Origin of the sequence: Scandinavium sp. UTDF21-P1B (assembly GCF_040750395.1) — a bacterium.
GTDB lineage: Bacteria > Pseudomonadota > Gammaproteobacteria > Enterobacterales > Enterobacteriaceae > Scandinavium.
On sequence record NZ_JBFLVD010000008.1, the window covers coordinates 13,739 to 34,539 of the forward strand.

15 protein-coding genes are annotated in these 20,801 nt (G+C 53.8%); 5 read left to right on the forward strand and 10 right to left on the reverse strand.

Annotated elements, in window-relative coordinates; translation table 11 throughout:
• Window positions 1-47: 47 nt before the first annotated feature.
• Window positions 48-1,577, forward strand: a complete 1,530-nt coding sequence (locus tag AB1287_RS04025; RefSeq protein ID WP_435617017.1) for a DUF4041 domain-containing protein — start codon at window positions 48-50, stop codon at window positions 1,575-1,577.
• 356 nt (window positions 1,578-1,933) lie between these two features.
• On the opposite strand, the gene AB1287_RS04030 is transcribed toward AB1287_RS04025, so the two are convergent.
• The gene (locus AB1287_RS04030; RefSeq protein WP_435617171.1) at window positions 1,934-2,794 is read right to left on the reverse strand and encodes an AraC family transcriptional regulator N-terminal domain-containing protein; all 861 of its coding nucleotides are present in this window, start codon (window positions 2,792-2,794) and stop codon (window positions 1,934-1,936) included.
• Window positions 2,795-3,045: 251 nt separating this feature from the next.
• On the opposite strand from AB1287_RS04030, the gene AB1287_RS04035 reads away from it, so the two are divergent.
• On the forward strand, window positions 3,046-3,801 hold the full coding sequence (locus AB1287_RS04035) for an SDR family NAD(P)-dependent oxidoreductase (protein ID WP_435617018.1): 756 nt from the start codon (window positions 3,046-3,048) through the stop codon (window positions 3,799-3,801).
• A gap of 418 nt (window positions 3,802-4,219) precedes the next feature.
• Here AB1287_RS04035 and AB1287_RS04040 read toward each other — a convergent pair whose 3' ends face one another.
• The 5 genes from AB1287_RS04040 to AB1287_RS04060 all read right to left on the reverse strand — a co-directional run bounded on the left by AB1287_RS04040 (window position 4,220) and on the right by AB1287_RS04060 (window position 8,634).
• Window positions 4,220-4,696, reverse strand: a complete 477-nt coding sequence (locus AB1287_RS04040; protein WP_435617019.1) for a DUF2778 domain-containing protein — start codon at window positions 4,694-4,696, stop codon at window positions 4,220-4,222.
• Complete coding sequence (locus AB1287_RS04045; protein WP_435617020.1) at window positions 4,693-5,175, reverse strand: Hcp family type VI secretion system effector; 483 nt, start codon at window positions 5,173-5,175, stop codon at window positions 4,693-4,695. The genes AB1287_RS04040 and AB1287_RS04045 overlap by 4 nt, the downstream gene beginning before the upstream one ends.
• Before the next feature lie 563 nt (window positions 5,176-5,738).
• A complete protein-coding gene (locus tag AB1287_RS04050) occupies window positions 5,739-6,443 on the reverse strand; it encodes a response regulator (protein WP_435617021.1) in 705 nt (234 codons plus the stop codon).
• Window positions 6,421-8,076, reverse strand: a complete 1,656-nt coding sequence (locus AB1287_RS04055; RefSeq protein ID WP_435617022.1) for an ATP-binding protein — start codon at window positions 8,074-8,076, stop codon at window positions 6,421-6,423. The genes AB1287_RS04050 and AB1287_RS04055 overlap by 23 nt, the downstream gene beginning before the upstream one ends.
• 159 nt (window positions 8,077-8,235) lie before the next feature.
• Complete coding sequence (locus AB1287_RS04060) at window positions 8,236-8,634, reverse strand: DUF1090 domain-containing protein (RefSeq protein WP_435617023.1); 399 nt, start codon at window positions 8,632-8,634, stop codon at window positions 8,236-8,238.
• A 186-nt stretch (window positions 8,635-8,820) separates the two neighbouring features.
• Between AB1287_RS04060 and AB1287_RS04065 the strand changes: the two genes are divergently transcribed.
• Complete coding sequence (locus AB1287_RS04065; RefSeq protein ID WP_435617024.1) at window positions 8,821-9,942, forward strand: JmjC domain-containing protein; 1,122 nt, start codon at window positions 8,821-8,823, stop codon at window positions 9,940-9,942.
• A 128-nt stretch (window positions 9,943-10,070) separates the two neighbouring features.
• On the opposite strand, the gene AB1287_RS04070 is transcribed toward AB1287_RS04065, so the two are convergent.
• Together AB1287_RS04070 and AB1287_RS04075 are read right to left on the reverse strand one after the other, a co-directional pair.
• Window positions 10,071-11,465 (reverse strand): MFS transporter, encoded by a 1,395-nt coding sequence (locus AB1287_RS04070; RefSeq protein WP_435617025.1) that lies wholly within the window; start codon window positions 11,463-11,465, stop codon window positions 10,071-10,073.
• Between the two features lie 52 nt (window positions 11,466-11,517).
• On the reverse strand, window positions 11,518-12,609 hold the full coding sequence (locus AB1287_RS04075; RefSeq protein WP_435617026.1) for a cellulase family glycosylhydrolase: 1,092 nt from the start codon (window positions 12,607-12,609) through the stop codon (window positions 11,518-11,520).
• Between the two features lie 201 nt (window positions 12,610-12,810).
• Here AB1287_RS04075 and AB1287_RS04080 point away from each other — a divergent pair, with 201 nt between their 5' ends.
• On the forward strand, window positions 12,811-13,818 hold the full coding sequence (locus tag AB1287_RS04080) for a LacI family DNA-binding transcriptional regulator (RefSeq protein WP_312624600.1): 1,008 nt from the start codon (window positions 12,811-12,813) through the stop codon (window positions 13,816-13,818).
• A gap of 92 nt (window positions 13,819-13,910) precedes the next feature.
• On the opposite strand, the gene fumA is transcribed toward AB1287_RS04080, so the two are convergent.
• Together fumA and AB1287_RS04090 are read right to left on the reverse strand one after the other, a co-directional pair.
• Complete coding sequence (gene fumA / locus AB1287_RS04085) at window positions 13,911-15,560, reverse strand: class I fumarate hydratase FumA (RefSeq protein WP_312624599.1); 1,650 nt, start codon at window positions 15,558-15,560, stop codon at window positions 13,911-13,913.
• Between the two features lie 179 nt (window positions 15,561-15,739).
• Entirely contained in the window at window positions 15,740-17,251 is a 1,512-nt protein-coding gene (locus AB1287_RS04090; protein WP_435617027.1) for an anion permease, read from the reverse strand.
• A 640-nt stretch (window positions 17,252-17,891) separates the two neighbouring features.
• Between AB1287_RS04090 and AB1287_RS04095 the strand changes: the two genes are divergently transcribed.
• Window positions 17,892-20,666 (forward strand): flavocytochrome c, encoded by a 2,775-nt coding sequence (locus AB1287_RS04095; protein ID WP_435617028.1) that lies wholly within the window; start codon window positions 17,892-17,894, stop codon window positions 20,664-20,666.
• Window positions 20,667-20,801: the final 135 nt, after the last annotated feature.

Genomic DNA, 20,801 nt, shown 5'->3' on the forward strand with positions numbered 1-20,801 from the left:
ACATTTGGTACTATTTCCTTATTTTTACAAGGGAAGAGGATTTTTAAATGGTCCTGGGACTAGCAATAGCGGTAGGTGTTCTTGCTGTTTTATTCGTGGTTATGATTGCGATGCATATTTTATTGAAGAAAAAGCATGCAATCGATCTTTTACGTTATAGCAAGATTGTTGATCTTGAAGAAGAAGCACGAAAAATGAAAAAGGCTATGGATGATGAAGAAAAGTCCAGCCGCAATGCTATTGATAAAGAAGTGAAAGACAAGCGTACTGAAATAGATAGTGAAGTGAATGAAAAACGCCAAGCGATAGATAAAGAGGTTAAAGATAAAGATGCAGATATACAGAGGCGTGAAAAAATAGCGAGAGAGCTCATTGCGTCTCAGGAGCAAGAGCTAACCGACTTAAAAAAATCGTATAATGAAAAGCGCCAACTCTTGTTGGAACTCTCTGCAAAATTAGCAGAAGTTAGTGATTCTGTTGATATGATTGATTATGGTATATATAAACCGCGTTTCGACTATCATGATTCCAAAGCTTTTCAGGAAGCCATTAGTTACAATAAAGAAAGGCAGAAAAGTCTAATTCGACAAGATGCTGCTTGTGACTTTAATACTAGTTGGGAGGTGAATGGTAGTAAGTCGGAAGGTAAAAAAATGATCAAGCGCTATGTGAAATTGCTCGTCAGAGCATTCAATAGCGAGTGTGATGCTGCGATAGGAAAAATTAAGGCAGGCAATGTTGAGCAACTTAAAAAACGCATTGAAAGCGCTTTTGATGCACTCAATAAATTTGGGCAATCAATGAATATAAGTATCACTTATGATTATTTTAATTTGCGGCTGGAAGAATTACTGCTTTGCCACGAAAAAGAACTTAAAATTCAGGATGAGAAAGAAATCCTTAGAGAAGAACGTGAATTGCAACGAGAGGAAGAGAAAGCACAGCGTGAATACGAGAAAGCTATTCGCGATGAACAAAAGGCAGAGAAAGACTTCCAGAAGGCAATGGAAAGAGCAAGAAAAGAGCTTGAAAAGGCAAATGCTGAAGAAAAATCCCGTATTGAAGCCAAAATTGCTGATCTCGAACTCCAGGTAGAAGAGGCAAGGGCTTTGTCTGAGCGCGCAAAATCTCAGGCGCAGTTAACTCGAAGCGGTCATGTCTATGTGATTTCTAATATTGGAGCGTTTGGAGAGAATGTCTATAAAATTGGTTTAACCAGACGACTTGAACCTGAAGATCGTGTTAATGAACTGGGATCTGCATCAGTGCCTTTTAAATTTGATATCCACGCCTTGATTTACTCCGATGATGCTCCAGCACTTGAAACTAGCTTGCACAATGAATTTTCTGCGCACCGGGTAAATATGGTAAATAATCGCAAGGAATTCTTTAAAATTAATTTGTCAGATATTGAAAACAAGGTTAAATCACTTGGTTTTGATGCGTCATTTACGGAGTATGCACTTGCTCCTGAATATCGTAGTACGCTCTCTATTTTGAATGCAAAAGACAAAGAAAAATCAATTGCAGATGCAGTAGAGCATAAAGTTGAAGAGTTTTTCCCCGAAATGGCTTAAAGAAGTTTAATTTCATATTAAAGGCTAGACAAACTCGCTTCGACGAGTTTGTCTAGGTAATTTATGCGATTATAGCATTTCTATAATAATTCAGATTAAACATGGATTTTTCAGGTTATTATCGATAAAGCTGCTGCACCACGCTCACGTGATTGCTTCTTTTGAATGTAAGCATCCAGCTTAACCAAATCATTCATTTATCAAGAATTTCCAGAGAACGGTTCAGGTAGGATCTAAGGCTAATGTCCGCTCCTCGCTCACAGCAGACCTTCAGCTCAGGTCACTTATCTGCTTCGTGACAGCACGCCTGGCCTTGCGCCGTTTACTTCACCAGCGATGAGTTCTCTGAAGCGCTATTACTCGCTTTTGCGAGCTTCACGGATGCTGCGAGCCGGTGGTTGACCGAACATACGCGAATATTCACGCGTGAATTGCGTCACGCTCTCGTAGCCTACGCCATGGGCAGCGGTGCTGATTGCAGCACCTTCCGCAAGCATACGTCTGCGGGCTTCTACCAGGCGCAGCTGTTTTTGAAATTGCAGCGGTGTGAGCGTCGTGACGCTGCGAAAATGCGTGTGAAACACCGAAATGCTCATGCCGGCTGCATCGGCCAGCGTTTTGACTCGCAGCGGCCTGGCATATTGAGTCCGGATGATCCCGACAGCCCGGGCTATCCGGCGGGCATGGCTGTCCGTATTTCCCAGCGCGCGCACAGATTTGCCATATTGCCCCGACAGCAGCCAGTAATGCAGTTCGCGCACCAGCTGGCGACCCAGCATCTTCAGCGCGTGCGGTCTGTCGAGCAATTTCAGCAGGCGCAATGCGGCTTCTGCAACATCTTCTTCGATCCGGCCAACCTTGACGGGCAAATCCGTAACGGTCTCCCGTTTTTCCATATCACCAACCAGTTCGCTAATCACAGCGGCGTCAAGCTCCACAACCAGTGAATAATATGGCGTGGTGGCGCTGGCGGTAATAACCTGGCTCACTGTCGGCACATCCATAGTAATCAGCAAAGACTCCCCGATGCCAAAATCAAACGTGTGACTGCCCATCGTCACGCGTTTGCGTCCTTGCAGCACAAGTGCGATCAGCGGCTTAGTGACAGCAAACTGCAACAAGGAAGGCGCGGTCTCGCTTAAGATGAATACCCCCGGAATGGGGGTTGTTGCCACACCTTCCTTATTGAGGTGCGCGCGGGCATAGTTCCGCGCCACTGCCAGGAGCGCCGCAGTCGTCTTCGCACCTTCCGACTCATCGGTGTCTGAGGCGCATCCTTCTTCAGATAATCGGGGTATTGCCGTCATATTTTTAGGCTAAAAAATGTTATTTGAGTATGCACCAATCATAGTGCAGTTCTGGATGATTAGACATTTCAAAATTATCAGGCAAGTTTTCGGTATTTTCAGGCAACCTGAAATGCGTTGTGATGAGTAGTATTTTATCTCCACTTATCAGGAGACATTTAATGACAACACTTTCTCTTGTGACCGGTGCCAGCCGCGGCCTTGGTCGAAATACTGCCCTGAGCATTGCCCGCCATGGCGGCGATGTAATCATCACCTATCGTAATGGTAAGGAAGCTGCGGAGGCTGCGGTAGCAGACATCCAGGCCCTTGGCCGTAAAGCTACTGCACTGCAACTGGACGTGAGCAACGTCTCCTCTTTTCCCGGGTTCGTGGCTGCCGTACGCGCTGCATTGCAGGACAACTGGGGGCGCGATACGTTCGACCATCTGATCAATAACGCCGGGCATGGTGAAATGGCCGACTTCGCAAACACCACAGAAGCGCAGTTTGACCTGCTCTTTGACGTCCACGTTAAGGGGGTATTTTTCCTGACTCAGTCGCTTTTGCCGATCCTGGCCGATGGCGGACGGATCGTTAATTTTTCATCGGGTTTGACCCGGGTATCGTTCCCCGGATTCTCGGCCTACTCGGCTGCCAAAGGCGCGGTTGAAGTGCTCAGCGTTTATATGGCTAAAGAGTTGGGCAGCCGCGGTATTACCGTCAACACCGTTGCGCCTGGCGCAATCGAAACGGACTTCCTGGGAGGCGCGGTACGCGACATTCCCGATTACAATAAAGCCTTTGCAGGTATGACTGCGCTTGGTCGCGTGGGAGTACCGGATGACATCGGTCCGATGATTGCCAGCCTGTTGGGGGAGGCAAACCGATGGGTTAACGGTCAGCGCATCGAAGTTTCGGGTGGGCAGTCGATTTAACCGCTCCGGGACAGCTCCCGCTTCGGCTGGACGCTGTCTTTTCCTGGTATCTGTCATAAGAGGTTTTACCCCACATTCCAAAACTTCCCGGCCCTGAAGCCGGGATAATCAGAGCCGTTGGGATGTTTTTAGGTACATAAAAAATCCCCGCACAGAGGACATTCTATGAGGGGATTTTATATTTATCGTTTCTTCATCATCGCTGCTAAATAGACCACTATTGAAACTATTAGTAGCGATGTCAGACATAGAGACAGAAAGTAATAGTTATTCCATGTGTACTCTTCAATAAAGCCCAAACGTTTTCTAAAGAACCAATACACTTTATCTTCTGGAAAAAATTTAAAAAGCACCACTAATGTTACAGAAAATATAAATGCTTCTCCAATCCATAATAGTACATATTGTATTGGCTTCATCAGTACACCTGTATAGTTCCGAAAGCAATTAACGAGGCTGTGACTTGTATTGTTGGTGTGCTAAGTAACGCATCACGGAGTAACATGAAATCAGATAAGCGAGGGAGAGTAATACATCCTTCACTACTCCCCTTATATCCTGCGGGATGTAATCGAAAATTCCCTCTCGTAACATCTCCAATAAATGTCATATCATCTATCTGCGAATCATGTCTATACAGAGAAAACCATATTGACCTATCGGAACCGCTAATACCAGATGCAGCCCAATCTATCACAGTGGTTAAAAGACCGCCAGTGCCACGCGTGACAATATAATAAAGACCTGGCGGTAATGGACCGATATCAGGTATAGCAATAGCATTAGCATTATTACGTGATATGCCTGTGCCAGAATAGGCAGGGGAAAAGCCTATCCCCGGGCAGCTGAGATTACTTAGTGCGCCACCATTCAAGTGGAAGGTGCATCGAATCATCTTTCATTCCAGCTATCCGCGAAGATAATGTTACCGTCACAATGTTTCCATGTGATTTTCTCATAACGCAAAGATACGGCCTCCAGGTGATTATGCTTTTCAGTTGCCGGGTTTTTGCAATCATGCATCATGGGACAAATAGAGATTACTTTTACATTTTCCAGTAACATATTAAAGTACTCTTGTTCTTGCCCTGAGTAATTAATCTTGTACCATTTAATTTCAACGCTTTTTAGCGTTTGTCCTTTTGCTACCGCTTTGTAGATGTAGGGGCTGGATGAATCAAATTCTTTTTGAAAAGTTAACGGTGCGTGTAAACGTGTCCCGGTGATCTTACCCGTTCCATTATCTGTAGGTAAATGCAGACCATGGCTAAAGCCAAGAACTTCAATACTCCCTTCCCGGTCGTGTACATCAACCGCTCCCTTAATATCAGCGCCGCCATCATCCTTCATCCATAAGTAAGCCGGAATTGCCATTCTTCTTTATCCTTTTACGGTTGATGAGTAAATAACCTCACACAAACATATAGGGTGTTCAATACAGGAAATTCTGAGAATGGTATGTGTTCATTAAAAACAAAAAAGTCGTATGGAAGGCGTTTTAAGGGTTATATTAACTTGTTTATTTAACATGCTTTGGTTATTTGAAAGCGGGAGTAGATTCCTGTCCGGCCATAAATAATGCCTGTTAAATTCTTTATGGTTAGCAGTGTAGCGATGATCCACTTTCTTTTTACTGCGCGTCATAAATACCGTTATTTTCATTTATTGGTATAAATATTATTTATTGTGTATGAGGTTATTATATTTTATGGTTATAAGTGCAGGCGATGTCATTGCTGGAAAAAATATTCAATGCGGGGGCGCTTCAGAGAAAAGTGCAGAGGAGTGTAATGATTGCAGAAATGGCTGAATGGTGGCCGTATATATAATGCTGACTGCCTGGACCATGCGGCCTGATGCCCTCTCCCCCGGCCCCTCTCCCACAGGGCGAGGGGAGCAAACATTAATAAATCCTCTGAAGCGAGGATTTTTGCTATTTATTCCGCAGCATCAGGGCATTTCCTGTATAGCCTGCGAGGGTGCCCGATATTGCCATACAGCATCTCGATGCTGATAAAACCGCTCTCCACGCAGTATTCCAGATAGCGGCGGCTGGTGGTTTTGCTGATTCCCACAACGTCCACCACGTCATCCACGGACCAGTGCGTATCCGGATGATCGCTGAAGAAACGCTTAATTTTTTCCAGCGTATTGGGCTCGATTCCTTTGGTAGACGGCGCTGAAGACGATTCGCCAGCGGGCAGATTAAACATCCTGTCCAGCGCGTGCTGATCGACCACCTTCATCTGGCGTATCGCGTTCACCAGCAGCATAAAGCGCTCCAGCGATGCCTGCAGCCGCTGGAAGAAAACGGGCTTAATCAGATAATCAAACGCGCCGCTGCGCATGGCGCGGCTGCACGTCTCCATGTCGCTGGCGGCGGTGATAAATATCACCGAACATTCGTAGCTTTTCAGCAGCGGGCTGTCGATAAGCTCCACGCCCTGGCCGTCCGGCAGGTAGTTATCCAGCAGCACCAGCCGTGGCCTGTGTTCGCTGATAAGCGCGCTGGCCTGCGCCAGCGAGGCGGCAATGCCCACCACCCGCAGGTGAAAATTCTGCTCAATGTATTCACGATGCAGCCCGGCAAGGTGCGGCTCATCTTCAACAATGACGACGTCAAGCGGTCTGGAATGCGTCATGAGTTAGCCCTGTCGTATTCGAAGCGTGGTAAGGGATAAACACTGAGAAAAGCGTGCCCTGTGGCGCGTTGTCGCTGATTTCGATACTGCCGCCAGCCTGCTCAACGTAGCCTGCCACCAGGTAGAGGCCGATGCCGTGTTCGGCGCTCGCCAGGCTGTCACCGACGGGCTTGCTGGTCACGCCCTGTTCAAAAAGGTGCGCTTTCATGGCGTCGTCCACGCCGCAGCCCCGATCGGCGACCTCAATCAGCAGCTCCTGATTGCGATCTGAAATATAGAGCTCAACGGGCGCGCAGGGCGGTGGGGCTTTGAGCGTGGCGTCCACGGCGTTGTCCACCAGATTGCCGATAACCGACATCAGCGCCGTCTCGCTGATCAACGGCGGCTGGCGGGTCATCTGACAGGCCGGGTCGAAGCGCAGCTCAATGCCTTTCTCGCGTGCGCTGACGTATTTTCCCAGCAGCAGGCCGCACAGCGCCGGAGAGGTAAAGCGGGTTGAAACAAAATCCAGCGCCTGCTGCGCCCCTTCAGACTGCGCCTGAATATAGCGGATCGCCTCGTCGTAGTGCTGCATCTGCAACAGCCCGACCAGGGTCGCCGTCCAGTTCAGCTGTTCGTGGCGCATCATGCGCAGATTGTCCGCATAGCGCGTCACCTGGCTGAGCTGGCTGCTGAGGGTATTGATGTCGTTTTTATCGCGGAAGCTGAACACCCAGCCGTTTTCCCGCCCCGGCTCCAGCTCGATAGGCACACGGTTGACGATCACCTGGCGCTGATTCAGCACGGCAATCTGGTCGTGGCGGTTGCCCTTTCCCGTTTGCTCAATAAAGCCGGGTGGCACATGCAGAACGTCCGCCAGCGGTTTACCGAGCAGCGTTTTTTCATCCTGCTGAATACTCAGCAGCTCCCTCGCGGCGCGGTTGATCAGGATAAGCTGCCGCTCCTCGTTGACGGCAAACACCCCCTCATACATCGCCTCCAGCAGCGCTTTTTGTTGCAGCACCAGCAGGGCGATATCTTTCGGCTCCAGGCGGAACATCTGCTTTTTCAGGTTGCGGCTGAACAGCCAGGAAAAGAGAAACAGCAACAGCAGCAGCGCGAGGCCGTAAAGCGCGGCCTGCCACAGCAGGCGGGCGTTGATATTGGCGATGTACGAGGTGAGATAGCCCACCGAAACAATGCCAATCACCTGATGCTGTGCGTTAAAAATCGGCGCCTTGCTGCGAAGCGACACGCCAATCCCGCCTTTGCGCACGGAGATAATGGTTTTGCCCTGCAAGACTTCCGCGTTGTCGCCGCCAATCATCGGCAGGTTCAGGCGCTCCGGCGATTCAGAGTGATAGAGATGCTGTTCGTGGGTATCGCCAATAACAATATAGCTGGCGTCGCTCTGAGCCCGCAGCGGCTGAATTAATTGAGCGATCCCGGCCAGATCGCGGTGCGCGACTTTGTCCGCCAGCCCCGGCATCAGCGCAATTTCGCTGGCCTGCACCCGCGCACGCTGGCCCAAATCGTGATGCAGCTGGCGGTCGATAAAATGAAAAAGAATCACGCCCAGCAGCGTGAGCAGCAGGCAGGAGAACAGCACCAGTGCAAGAAAGAGCTTCACCTGAAACGGGAATCTGCGTTTCATATAACCTGCGTAAAATTTCCGAAACGATGTCAGAGCCTGCCATCTGGCATCAGCGCCCGCAATCTTATGAAACTAGAGTTGTGAGAGGTAACACTTTCTATGAGGAGGGGGAGGGAAGGCGCACGGCTTATTGCTCAGCCGTGCGCAGGGGAAATCGGCTTACTTGTTTAATTCGGCTTTGGCTTCTGCCAGCTCTTCTTTCGCGTCCTCAAGCTTTTCCTGTTTCTTCTCGATTTTATCTGTCCGGCCCGTCGCTTTGGCTTCGTTCAGCTCCTGCTCGCGTTCGGCAACTTTTTGCTCTTTCTTGCGCACGTCGGCTTCGCGATCTGCGCGCAGGGAGGCATCGGTGCAGTGGGCGGATGTTTCCGCCAGCGCTTTCTCAAGGCCCGCAACGCGATAGCTGTTGTCATGCGCTTTGGCATAGTCGATCTGCTGCTGAATCTCTGCTTTTTTCGCTGCACAGCCCGTCAGGCCAGAATCCGCCAGTGCAGCCGTTGCAGGAAGGGCGATCAGGGCCAGCGCCAGCGCCGTGTTTTTTGTCATCAGGTTAATATTCATGGTTTCTCTCTCCTTGTGAAGTTTATTAAGCGACATCTTACCTGCAAGATCTTAATGAATGCTTAAATCAACCTTAGAAAAAGCGGGGATGATTCATTTTTTAGCCAACCCTTGACCCTCAACAAGAAAGCCCGCGCGTATCTCTCGCATAATCACCGCCGTTTTTCCTCTTACTGGTGTGATGGAATGGTAAATCAACTGAATCTGAACTGGCCTGAATTCTTAGAGAAATACTGGCAAAAGCAACCCGTTGTGTTGAAAAATGCCTTCCCGAACTTCGTTGACCCGATCACGCCGGACGAGCTGGCGGGGCTGGCGATGGAGCCGGAGGTGGACAGCCGCCTGGTGAGCCATAAGGACGGTCAATGGAGTGCGAGCCACGGCCCGTTCGAGCAGTTTGACGATCTCGGTGAAAGCGGCTGGTCGCTGCTGTGTCAGGCAGTGAACCACTGGCATATGCCTGCGGCGGAGCTGGTGCGTCCGTTCCGCGTGCTGCCGGAGTGGCGTCTGGACGATCTGATGATCTCCTACTCCGTGCCGGGCGGCGGCGTGGGTCCGCACATCGACAACTATGACGTCTTTATTATTCAGGGCATGGGCCGCCGCCGCTGGCGCGTGGGCGATGCCATTCCGATGCGTCAGTTCTGCCCGCATCCGGCGCTGCTGCACGTCGATCCGTTTGAGCCCATCATCGACGTAGAAATGTCGCCGGGCGATATCCTCTATATCCCGCCTGGATTCCCGCACGACGGCTTCACTTATGAAGATACGCTGAACTATTCCGTGGGCTTCCGTGGGCCGAACGGACGCGATCTGATCAGCAGCTTCGCCGACTACGCGCTGGAAAACGATCTGGGCGGAGTGAACTACGGCGATCCCGATCTGACGGTTCGTGATCACGCAGGCCGCGTAGAAGCGCACGAGCTTGAGCGCCTGCGCACGATGATGGTTGAGATGATCGGTCAGCCGGAAGATTTCAGGCAGTGGTTTGGCCGCTTTGCCAGCACGCCGCGTCACGAGCTGGATATTGCCCCGGCAGAACCGCCGTACTCACCGGAAGAAGTGCTGGATGCGCTGCAGGGCGGTGAAACGCTGACGCGCCTGAGCGGTCTTCGCGTGCTGAACGTTGACGGCAAGTTCTTCGTTAACAGTGAAGGCTGGAACCCGGCGGATGCGCAGGCGGCGGATGCGTTAAGCCGTCTGACCGAACTCAGCCTGCACGACCTCGGCGACGCGCTGGAAAATCCGGTGTTTGTTGACGAGCTCACGGCGTTTATCAATCAGGGTTACTGGTTCTTCGACGAGTAATTGTTGAGGGGAGTGCCGTCTGATGCCCTCTCCCCAACCCTCTCCCACGGGGAGAGGGAGTAAAACCAAAGCTCCGTACAGTTCCCTCTCCCTTCGGGAGAGGGTTAGGGAGAGGGGAAAATATACGATCAATTCGCTGAAACCGGCCTTCTCGTCAAATCCTCACCTTCTGCATCATCTGCCGTAGCATGACGTCTCTCCGCCAGCAGGCGGCAAATCTCCGCGTGCTTCTCTTCCGTAAAGGTAAAGCGTGACATAAAGCCCAGACGAATCAGCGAGCCAATCGCGGGCAGCAGGCAGATGCCGAAGAACAGCCCGTTCAGCACCGCGTCGCTCTGGCTTTGCGCCTGCGGTATGTAGCCAATCATCGTCAGGAACACGCCAATCAGCCCGCCGCCGACGGCCACCGACATCTTGCCGGTAAAGGTCTGCCCGGAAAACGTGATCGCTGCACAGCGCTTATGGGTGTGGTACTCGGCGTATTCGATGGTGTCAGCAATCATCGACGACGTCAGTATGTTGGTCATCATCACGAAGACGGTGCTCAGGCCCAGCAGCAGGAACAGCACCGCCGTGTGGTGATAGCCCGCAAACCACATCACCACCCGCACCGCGATATCCAGCCCACAGAGGATCATAAACAGCTTCCGCTTCTGCATTTTGCGCGTCAGCATCGGTGCCACCAGGCACACCACGGCCGCCACAATCCCCATCAGGCCAATCACCATTTGCAGGCTGGCGTCGCCCATGTTGTAGATGAAGAAGTAGATATAAATGCCGTTGGCGACGTTATGAAACACGCAGAAGAAGAACGACAGCAGGATAATAAACAGCGGCTTGTTCTGCTTCAGGTTGCGGAAGGTATCGCGAATGGTGACCTTTTCCGGGCTTGGCGGCACGCGCTCTTTAATTTGCAGGAAGCCGTTCAGCATCAGCGGCAGGCCGACCAGCATCATCACCAGCGCCGCCATAAAGTAGCCTTTGTCGTTGCTGTACTGTGAGAAAAAGGCCGCCAGCTTCGGGAAGAAGATATTGGCGCAGGCAATGCCTGCATTCACACCGAGCATCGCCGCGGTGACCGCGCGGGTGCGCTGTCCGGAGTCGTTAGTCATCACCGACGACATCGACCAGAACGGAATATCGGAAATGGCATACAGCGTGCCCCACAGAATGTAGGTCACGCCAGCGTAGAGAATTTTGGTGGTGGTGTCGGCCTCGATTTTATAGAACGACAGCAGCGTGACGCCGGTTATCAGCAGCGGCGCAATCAGCATAAAGTGGCGGAACTTACCGAAGCGGCTGTTGATGGTGTCCATGATGCTGGCGAACAGCGGATCGTGGACCGCATCCCAGGCGCGGGCAATCAGGAAAATGGTGCTGGCGGCAAGGGCGGAGATGCCCAGCACGTCGGTGTAAAAATAGTTGATGAACGAACCCACTAAACCAAAGCTAAAACACTGACCTAAACCATAGCCAAAATAGGACCACAACTCGCGAGACGGTATTTTCATTGTATTTGCCATAGTGCGTACCTTAAAGCCCGGCGGCGAACCGCCGGAGCGCTGACATCATTTTTTATGGACGGGCAGGGTGCAGGCCGATTTTGCTCAGCCTGCGGACCAGGCGCATTTCAGCCTGCGAGAACGGAATGCCGTTCTCTTCAAACACGTCGTGGAACCACAGTCGGCAGTAGTCCGGGGAGTTCGTCATCACCACCGGCCACGGCAGCCAGGTCTGCGTCTTACCGCGCACTAATCCCCACTGATACGGCGCAACGTTGGCGGCGTGCATCAGCGGTAATTGCTCTTCGATGGTGCTGCCGATGTGGCGGGCCAGCCATTCGGTGCAGAACATCGGGCGGCCGAGCTGTTCCAGTTGGTGGATGATGGCGACCATCCGCGCGGTGTTGGTGTAAGCGTGGAAGCTCACCACGTCCGACAGCTCAAGCGCAGTTTGATCCAGCGGATGCTGATAAAACGTCTCGCCTTCTTCTTCTGCTGGTAAGCGCCACGCGCAGACGGTAAGCGGCTGCACTGGGTCCTCATCGCGCACCCATTCGAAGGCTTTGCGCATCAGCTCGTGGGCGAAGGCCTCCAGCTTTTCGTCGTACTGCACTTCGACGGTGCCGGTGGCGAAGATGCCGCGGTTGCCGGGTTCGTTGTAGAGATCCCACAGCAGCACGCGCTTATCGCTGCGGAACTTGCGCACGATGTCGCGCACGTAGCGCTCAATCTGCGGCCACTCATCGCGATCGCATACTTTGGCACGTCCCGGGCTCGCCGCCGCCTGGCTGTTGTGTTTGCCCGGCACCGGCGCTTTTTGCGGGCCGAGGTACGGCTCGTCGCCGGAAAAGCCGCAGTCGTCCATCAGCGTCAGCATGGTGCGGAAGCCGTGGTCGTCGGCAATCTGTAAAAAGTGGTGGATGCGTTCGATCAGGCCGTCGCGATCGTGCTCCCAGACGATAAACGGCAGATTGATGCGCAGGCTGTTGTAGCCCGCCTCTGCCGCCCAGCCCAGTTCGCGCGCAATGGTCGGCGCGTCGAAGGTCTCCTTCTGCCAGATATCCGTCCAGTTCACCGCCGTAGAAGGCAGGTAGTTAAAGCCGCACAGCCAGCCCTGCTGCTGATACCACGCGTTTGCCTGCTGCTGCGTCCACTGCTGTTTCATGCTCACCTCAATAGCTGATAATATTTAGCTAATAATTATTAGTTGGGGGATAAATGAGCAAATGCGAATGCGCAGAAAAGCGAGAGGCGTCACAAAGTTCAGCCGTCCGGCGTAAAGAAACGTGACCGGAGGCGCATGGCGCTGCCGAAAAACGAAGAGGGCGGGTATGATATTGATTCTGTTAGCCGCAGGGCAGGGAATATGAAGCGGAAAAATAAGGTCACGATGAACGACATTGCGCGCGCCGCCGGGGTTTCACAGGCTACGGTGTCGCTGGTCCTCAACCAGTCGCGCAATATTAAACTTAGCGACGAGACGCGTCAGCGGGTGATTGCCGTGGCGGGCGAACTCGGCTACGACCGCCTGCCCGCGATCCACTCACCGCACAATCAGGAAGAGATTGCGCTGCTGATTAGCTCTCTGCAAAGCTATGACCCGTTTCTTGACGCCATCAGCCAGGCTCGCGAAGCCGCCTGGCGCAGCGAAGTGCTGCTGACGGTCTACGACTACGGCGACGACAGCGAACTGGCGCTGAACATCATTCGTCAGCTGGAAAAGCGCAACTGCGTGGGCATTATTCTGGCCTCGCCGGTGACCTGCGTGGCGGACATGAGCGCGTTTCAGGGCTGTACGACGCTGCCGCTGGTGCTGCTTAACCAGCGCGATCCCGACTCCCCGCTGCTGCCGTCGTTTGTGCCCGATGACTACGCCAACGCCTTCCAGCTGACGCGCCATCTGCTGAGCCAGGGCGTTACCCGCATCGCGCATATTACCGGTGAAAGCTGGATGGAGGCCTCCCGCCAGCGCCTGGCTGGCTATCAGGCGGCGCTGACCCAGGCGGGTATTGAGCCGAAAGCAGAATGGGTGCAGCAGACCAACTGGCAGTTCAACGAGTCGTATCAGGCGACGGTGGCGCTGCTGGCGCTGGACGAGCGCCCGGAGGCCATTTTCTGCGCCAGCGACTGGCTGGCCATCGGCTGCTATCAGGCTTTGTCGACGCATGGCGTGAACATCCCGCAGGATATGCTGGTGGCGGGCTATGACGATCAGAAAATTTCAGAACAGATGACGCCGCCGCTGACCAGTATCCAGCTGCCCTACGGCGAGCTGGGCCGCCTGGCGGCAGAATATCTCTGCAACGCCGAAGACGCGGCTTCGCATTTAACCCTGGCTGGGCGTCTTAAAATAAGGCACTCAAGCGGGCGTTGAAATGCCCGGTGACGGCTTTGCCTGACCGGGCCTGCAGAATGCGGAATTTGTAGGCCCGGCAAGCTTGCGCCGCCGGGCAATAAGGGGGAGAGTTACTTCTGGCTACAGCCCGCGCACTGCTTGTTCTGGATCTGCTGGAAGAAGTCGTTGCCTTTGTCATCCACGAGGATAAACGCCGGGAAGTTTTCGACTTCAATTTTCCAGATGGCTTCCATACCCAGCTCCGGATACGCCACGCACTCAAGGCTCTTAATGCTCTGCTGCGCGAGAACCGCTGCCGGGCCGCCGATACTGCCGAGGTAGAAGCCGCCGTGTTTGCTACACGCATCAGTTACCTGCTGGCTGCGGTTGCCTTTGGCGAGCATCACCATGCTGGCACCGTGGGACTGCAACAGATCTACGTATGAATCCATGCGGCCTGCGGTGGTCGGGCCGAGAGAGCCTGACGCATAGCCTTCCGGGGTTTTTGCCGGGCCCGCGTAGTAGATTGGGTGATCTTTCACGTACTGCGGCAGCTCTTCACCGTTATCCAGCAGCTCTTTGAGCTTCGCATGAGCCATATCACGCGCCACGATAATGGTGCCGTTCAGCGACAGGCGGGTGGAAACAGGATGGGCGGAGAGCTGTTTGCGGATCTCGCTCATCGGCTGGTTCAGGTCGATCTTCACTACGCTGCCTTCGCCCTGCTGGCGCAGCGCTTGCGGAATGTACTGGCCCGGATTGGCTTCCAGTTTTTCAATCCAGATCCCGTCACGGTTTATCTTCGCCTTGATATTGCGGTCCGCCGAGCAGGAGACGCCCATGCCAATCGGGCAGGACGCGCCGTGGCGCGGCAGACGGATCACGCGAATGTCGTGAGCGAAGTATTTGCCGCCGAACTGTGCGCCGAGGCCGAGGTTCTGCGCTTCCTGCATCAGCTCCTGCTCAAGCTGCACGTCGCGGAAGGCCTGACCGTGTTCGTTGCCTTCGGTTGGCAGGCCGTCGTAATAGCGGGTAGACGCCAGCTTCACGGTTTTCAGCGTGGCTTCTGCGGAAGTACCGCCAATCACGAAGGCGATATGGTACGGCGGGCAGGCTGCGGTACCGAGCGTACGCATCTTCTCAACCAGCCAGTTTTTCAGTTTGGCTGGCGTAATCAGCGCTTTGGTTTCCTGATACAGGTAAGTTTTGTTGGCGGAGCCGCCGCCTTTTGCCATGCACAGAAACTTGTATTCATCGCCGTCGACGCTGTAGAGATCGATCTGCGCGGGCAGGTTGGTGCCGGTGTTGACCTCTTTATACATATCCAGCGGGGCGTTCTGGGAGTAACGCAGGTTGTCTTCGGTGTAGGTGTTGTACACGCCACGCGCCAGCGCGGCTTCGTCACCGCCGCCGGTCCAGACGTTCTGGCCTTTTTTACCCATGATGATGGCGGTACCGGTGTCCTGGCAGGTCGGCAGTACGCCTTTAGCGGCGATCTCCGAGTTGCGCAGGAACTGCAACGCCACGTATTTGTCGTTGTCGCTGGCTTCCGGGTCGGTCAGGATTGCCGCAACCTGCTTCTGGTGAGAAATGCGCAGCATGAAGGATGCATCGTGAAATGCCTGCTGCGCCAGCAGGGTCAGCGCTTCAGGCGCGACTTTCAGCACCTCCTGACCGTCAAATTCAGCCACGGAAACGTGCTCGCGGCTCAGCAGATAGTAATCGGTTTCGTCTTTGGCGAGCGGGAAAGGGGTCTGATACACAAACGGTTTATTCGACATACTCAACTCCATAATAAACGTTGCCCGTGACCTGGTTGCGTCAGGGGGAGTTTGAAATGATTGATTCCGGAATCGTTATTTTTGCCTGATGGCGCTTTGCTTATCAGGCCTACAACCTCAAAGAATGATGCGTTTGTAGGCCCGGTAAGCCTGCGCCACCGGGCATTTGTGACGTTGTCTTAGAACATCATCGACATCCACGGATAGCCAATCAGCAGCAGGGCGGCGAGGAAGATGGCCCCGAAGATGGTACCCAGACGCCAGTAGTCTTTGGTTGGCAGATAGCCGCTGCCGTAGTAGATAGGGCTTGGGCCGGTGCCGTACGGGGTGATGATCCCCATCACGCCGAGCGAGGTCACCATCAGCAGACAGAACACTTCCATATTCATGCCCGGAATGGTGGAGGCAATGGTCAGCATGGCTGGCAGCAGCGCGGTGGTGTGCGCGGTGGTGCTGGCAAACAGGTAGTGCAGCAGGTAGAACGCCAGCAGCAGCACGATGGTTGCGGTGCCCGGAGAGATGCCGCCCATCAGCGCGCCACCTTCTTTACCCAGCCACGCAATGAAGCCGGTGGAGGAGAGGCCATCAGCCAGTGCGACCAGCGTTGCGAACCACACGAAGGTGTTCCACGCCGCTTTGTTGTTGGTGATATCGTTCCAGTTCAGTACGCCGGTCCACAGCATCAGCACGATAACCAGCAGGGCGGCCATCGCCGGTTCAATAAAGTCGGCGGCGAAGATCCACATCATCAGCGCACAGCAGACGAACACCAGCAGCAGGATTTCGTTGCGCGACAGCTTGCCGAGTTTTTCCAGCTCACGGGCAGCCCACAGCGGCACTTCGTTGTTCACTTTCACTTCCGGCGGGTAGAACCAGTAGGCCAGCAGCGGCATCACCAGAATCAGGATCACGCCGAGCGGCAGGAAGGCGAGGAACCACATGCCCCAGGAGATATTCAGGCCGACGATGCTTTTCACCAGCGCCAGCGCCAGCAGGTTCGGCGCCAGGGCGGACAGGAACATCGAGCTGGTGATACAGGCCGCGGTGATCGCCACCCACATCAGGTAAGAACCGATTTTACGCGCGCTTGGGTCGTTTGGTTTGGAGCCATACAGCGGTGGCAGGTTAGCGATAATCGGGTAGATGGTCCCGCCGCTACGCGCGGTGTTGGACGGCGTAAACGGAGCCAGAAGCAGGTCAGCGAAGGTGATGGCATAACCGAGCGTCAGGCTGCGACGACCGAGGTATTTCACCAGAATCAGCGCCAGACGGCGACCAAACTGGGTTTTGTCGTAGCCGGCAGCAAACATAAAGGCACCGAAGATCAGCCACACGGTAGAGTTACCGAAGCCGCTCACCGCCCATTTAAAGGAGGCGGATGCCAGCTTGAACTTCGGCTCAAGCATCTGATCCGGGCTGAACAGCAGCCACTGGCTGCACAGGGCGATGACCACCACGCCGGTCAGGCCAATCACGGCACCCGGCAGCGGTTCGAAGATAAGACCGACAATCACGCCCACGAAGATAGCGAAGTAGTGCCATGCGTACGGCGGCAGGCCTTCCGGTACCGGTACGAACAGCAGCAGCACTGCGACGATAATCGGCAGCGCCATCATCAGCGGGCGGTTTTTATTTCCGGCTTTTGCACCAGCGGCAGGCGCCGGTGCGGGGGTTGCAGTTTTGTCTTTCATAGTGAGACTCGACAAGTAGTTAAGAATTCGGTTTGCCGTTCTGAATCACCCGATCGTTTTTTTTAGTTTCTAAACTTACTTTAATTATATAGGACGATCGTGAGGCTATTCAGATATAGCGATTTAACGCATTAAGCGGAGCGCTAAATTAAATATTTTGGTTATTTATATATTGCGCTTTCAGTACGCGTTGCAATTGATCCAGATCAAAAAAATGAAATAACTGGACGCTTTATTTTGTTTTTATATAACCACTCCGGGGTGTGTGGTTATTTAAGAAAATAATGGATAAATGTTAATTTATAAAAGCAGTGATGATGACGTTTAAGTTTGATTGTTGTGTGTTATATATTGATATTTAGGTGTTTTTTATGTCGTCGGTCATGCCGTTTTATTGTTAATGATGGTTGTGTAATTGTTACTTTCTCTGGCGGTGATGTAAATATCATATTTTTATTTGCTAATACTGTAGTGGTATTGATGTTATGGCAGGTATTAAATAGTTTTATAACTAACGTAATACCTTTAGAAACTAAATAAAGTATTATATTAGAGGCATGAAATCGGACCACTTAATAAAACGAATAAAGCGCCCGTCACCGAATTCTTAAATTTCAATTTTAAAATCTGGAGTTCCATTATGACCAGTAATGAACGCATTCTGAGCCCCTTCACTCTGCCAAACGGCACCGAGCTGAAAAACCGTTTGTTAATGGCGCCGATGACCACCTGCACAGGCTATTTTGACGGCACCGTGACCAGCGAGCTGGTGGAATACTACCGCGTGCGTGCGGGCAGCATCGGCACCATCATCGTTGAGTGCTGCTTCATCGACGATCTCGGTCTCGCTTTCCCGGGCGCTATCGGCATCGATAATGATGAGAAGGTAGCAGGCCTCGCCAAAATCGCCACAGCCATCAAAGCCGAAGGCTCAAAGGCTATTTTGCAGATTTACCACGGCGGTCGCATGGTCGACCCGAAACTGATCGGCGGTCGTACGCCGGTAGGCCCAAGCGCCGTCGCTGCTCCGCGTGAAGGTGCTGCAACGCCCGTTGCGCTGACCACGGAAGAAGTGGCGGGCATGGTCACCAAATTCGGTGAAGGCGTGCGCCGTGCCATTCAGGCCGGTTTCGACGGCGTGGAGATCCACGGTGCGAACACTTACCTGATTCAACAGTTCTTCTCGCCGAATTCCAACCAGCGTACCGACGAATGGGGTGGCAGCCGCGACAACCGCGCAAAATTCCCGCTGGCGGTGCTCGACATCACGCATAAAATGGTGCGCCAGTACGCCGACGACAGTTTCATCATCGGCTACCGCTTCTCGCCGGAAGAGATGGAAGTCCCGGGCATCCGCTTTGACGACACGATGTTCCTGCTGGAAAAACTGGCGGCGCGCGGTCTGGACTATCTTCACTTCTCGCTCGGCGCAAGCCTGCGTTCGTCCATTGTCGATACTCAGGATCCAACGCCGCTGATTGAAAAATTCTGTGCGCAGCGTTCTGAAGTGCTGGCGCAGGTTCCTGTGATGGGCGTCGGCGGCGTAGTGAACGCGAAAGATGCCGAAGAAGGGATCGATCACGGCTACGACCTGATTGCCGTTGGCCGCGCAACCATCGCTTATCCTGACTGGGCGGAGCGTATCGCCAATGGCGAAGAGCTGGAGCTGTTCATCGACAGCACCCGGCGTGAAGCGCTGAACATCCCGGAACCGCTGTGGCGCTTCTCGCTGGTGGAAGCGATGATCCGCGACATGAGCATGGGCGAAGCCAAATTCAAAGCGGGCGTGTTCGTTGAGAACGTGCAGGACGATACCCACGAGCTGGTGATCAACGTCAGCCTCGAAACCGACCGCATTGCCGATATCGAACTGGTGTCCGGCCCGTCGCAGGTCGAATTCGTGACCAGCTTTGAAGAGATCAAATCCCGCATCCTGGACGCCAACACTCCGCACGTTGATGCCATCTCCGGTGCGACCAGCCAGAGCGAAGCGGTGAAAAAAGCCGTTTCCAAAGCGATGGTGAAATCCACTAAAGCGCGCGTGGCGGAAGAGGGCGGCGATGAGCTGGCGCCGAAAAACTACGACGTTGTGGTTGTCGGCAGCGGCGGTGCAGGCCTGGCGGCGGCGATTCAGGCGCACGACGAAGGAGCAAGCGTGCTGATCGTTGAAAAAATGCCAACCATCGGCGGCAACACCATCAAGGCTTCTGCGGGCATGAACGCCGCGGAAACCCGCTTCCAGCGCGTGAAAGGCATTCAGGACAGCAAAGAGCTGTTCTATGCTGAAACCCTGAAGGGCGGCGGCAATAAAAACAATCCGGAGCTGCTGCATCGCTTCGTAGAAAACGCGCCGGAAGCCATCGAATGGCTGGCTCGTCGCGGCATCATGCTGAACGATATCACCACCACCGGTGGGATGAGCATTGACCGTACTCACCGCCCGCGTGATGGATCGGCGGTCGGCGGCTACCTGATCAGCGGCCTGGTGCGCAACGTCACTAAACGCGGTATCGACGTAATGCTCGACACCTCCGTGGACGACATTCTGTTTACCGACGGTGAAGTGAGCGGCGTGCGTCTGCTGACCGAAGAGAAAGAAACCGTGCTGGTGCAGGCGAAAAGCGTCGTTGTGGCAACCGGCGGCTTCAGCGCTAACAGCGCGATGGTGGTGAAATACCGTCCTGACCTCGAAGGCTTCGTGACTACCAACCACAAAGGTGCGACCGGCGGCGGTATCGCATTGCTGGAACGTATCGGTGCGGGCACCGTGGACATGGGCGAAATCCAGATCCACCCGACCGTTGAGCAGAAAACCTCATACCTGATTTCTGAATCCATCCGCGGCGGCGGGGCGATTCTGGTGAGCCAGCAGGGCGAGCGTTTCTATAACGAAATGTCCACCCGCGATAAAGTCTCTGCGGCAATCATTGCCTTGCCGGAACACTTCGCTTACATCGTCTTCGATGAGCACGTGAGAGCGAAAAACAAAGCGGCGGATGAGTACATCGCAAAAGGTCTGGTGGTCAGCGCCAGCTCACCGCGCGAGCTGGCGGCGAAGCTGGGCATGGACGAGCACGCTTTCCTTGCTACGCTTGAACGCTACAATGGCTTCGTGGAGAAACAGCACGATGACGATTTTGGCCGCACCACCGCGCTGCGTGCGCCAATCAACGAAGGGCCGTTCCACGCTATCCAGATTGCGCCAGGCGTGCACCACACCATGGGCGGCGTGACCATCAACACCGATACCGAGGTGCTGAACGCTGAGCATCAGGTTATCCCTGGCGCCTATGCGGCGGGCGAAGTGGTCGGTGGTATCCACGGCGGCAACCGCATCGGCGGGAACGCAGTAGCGGATATCATTATCTTCGGTACGCTGGCGGGCCATCAGGCTGCGGTGAGAGCGCAGCGGTAAAAGCGGCGCTGGCGGTGAGATTTCCCCCTCACCCCGGCCCTCTCCCTCAAGGGAGAGGGAGAAAACCAGACTGGCGCTGTTATTAATTGCGTGCACAATCAGTCCCCTCTCCCTGAGGGAGAGGGTTAGGGTGAG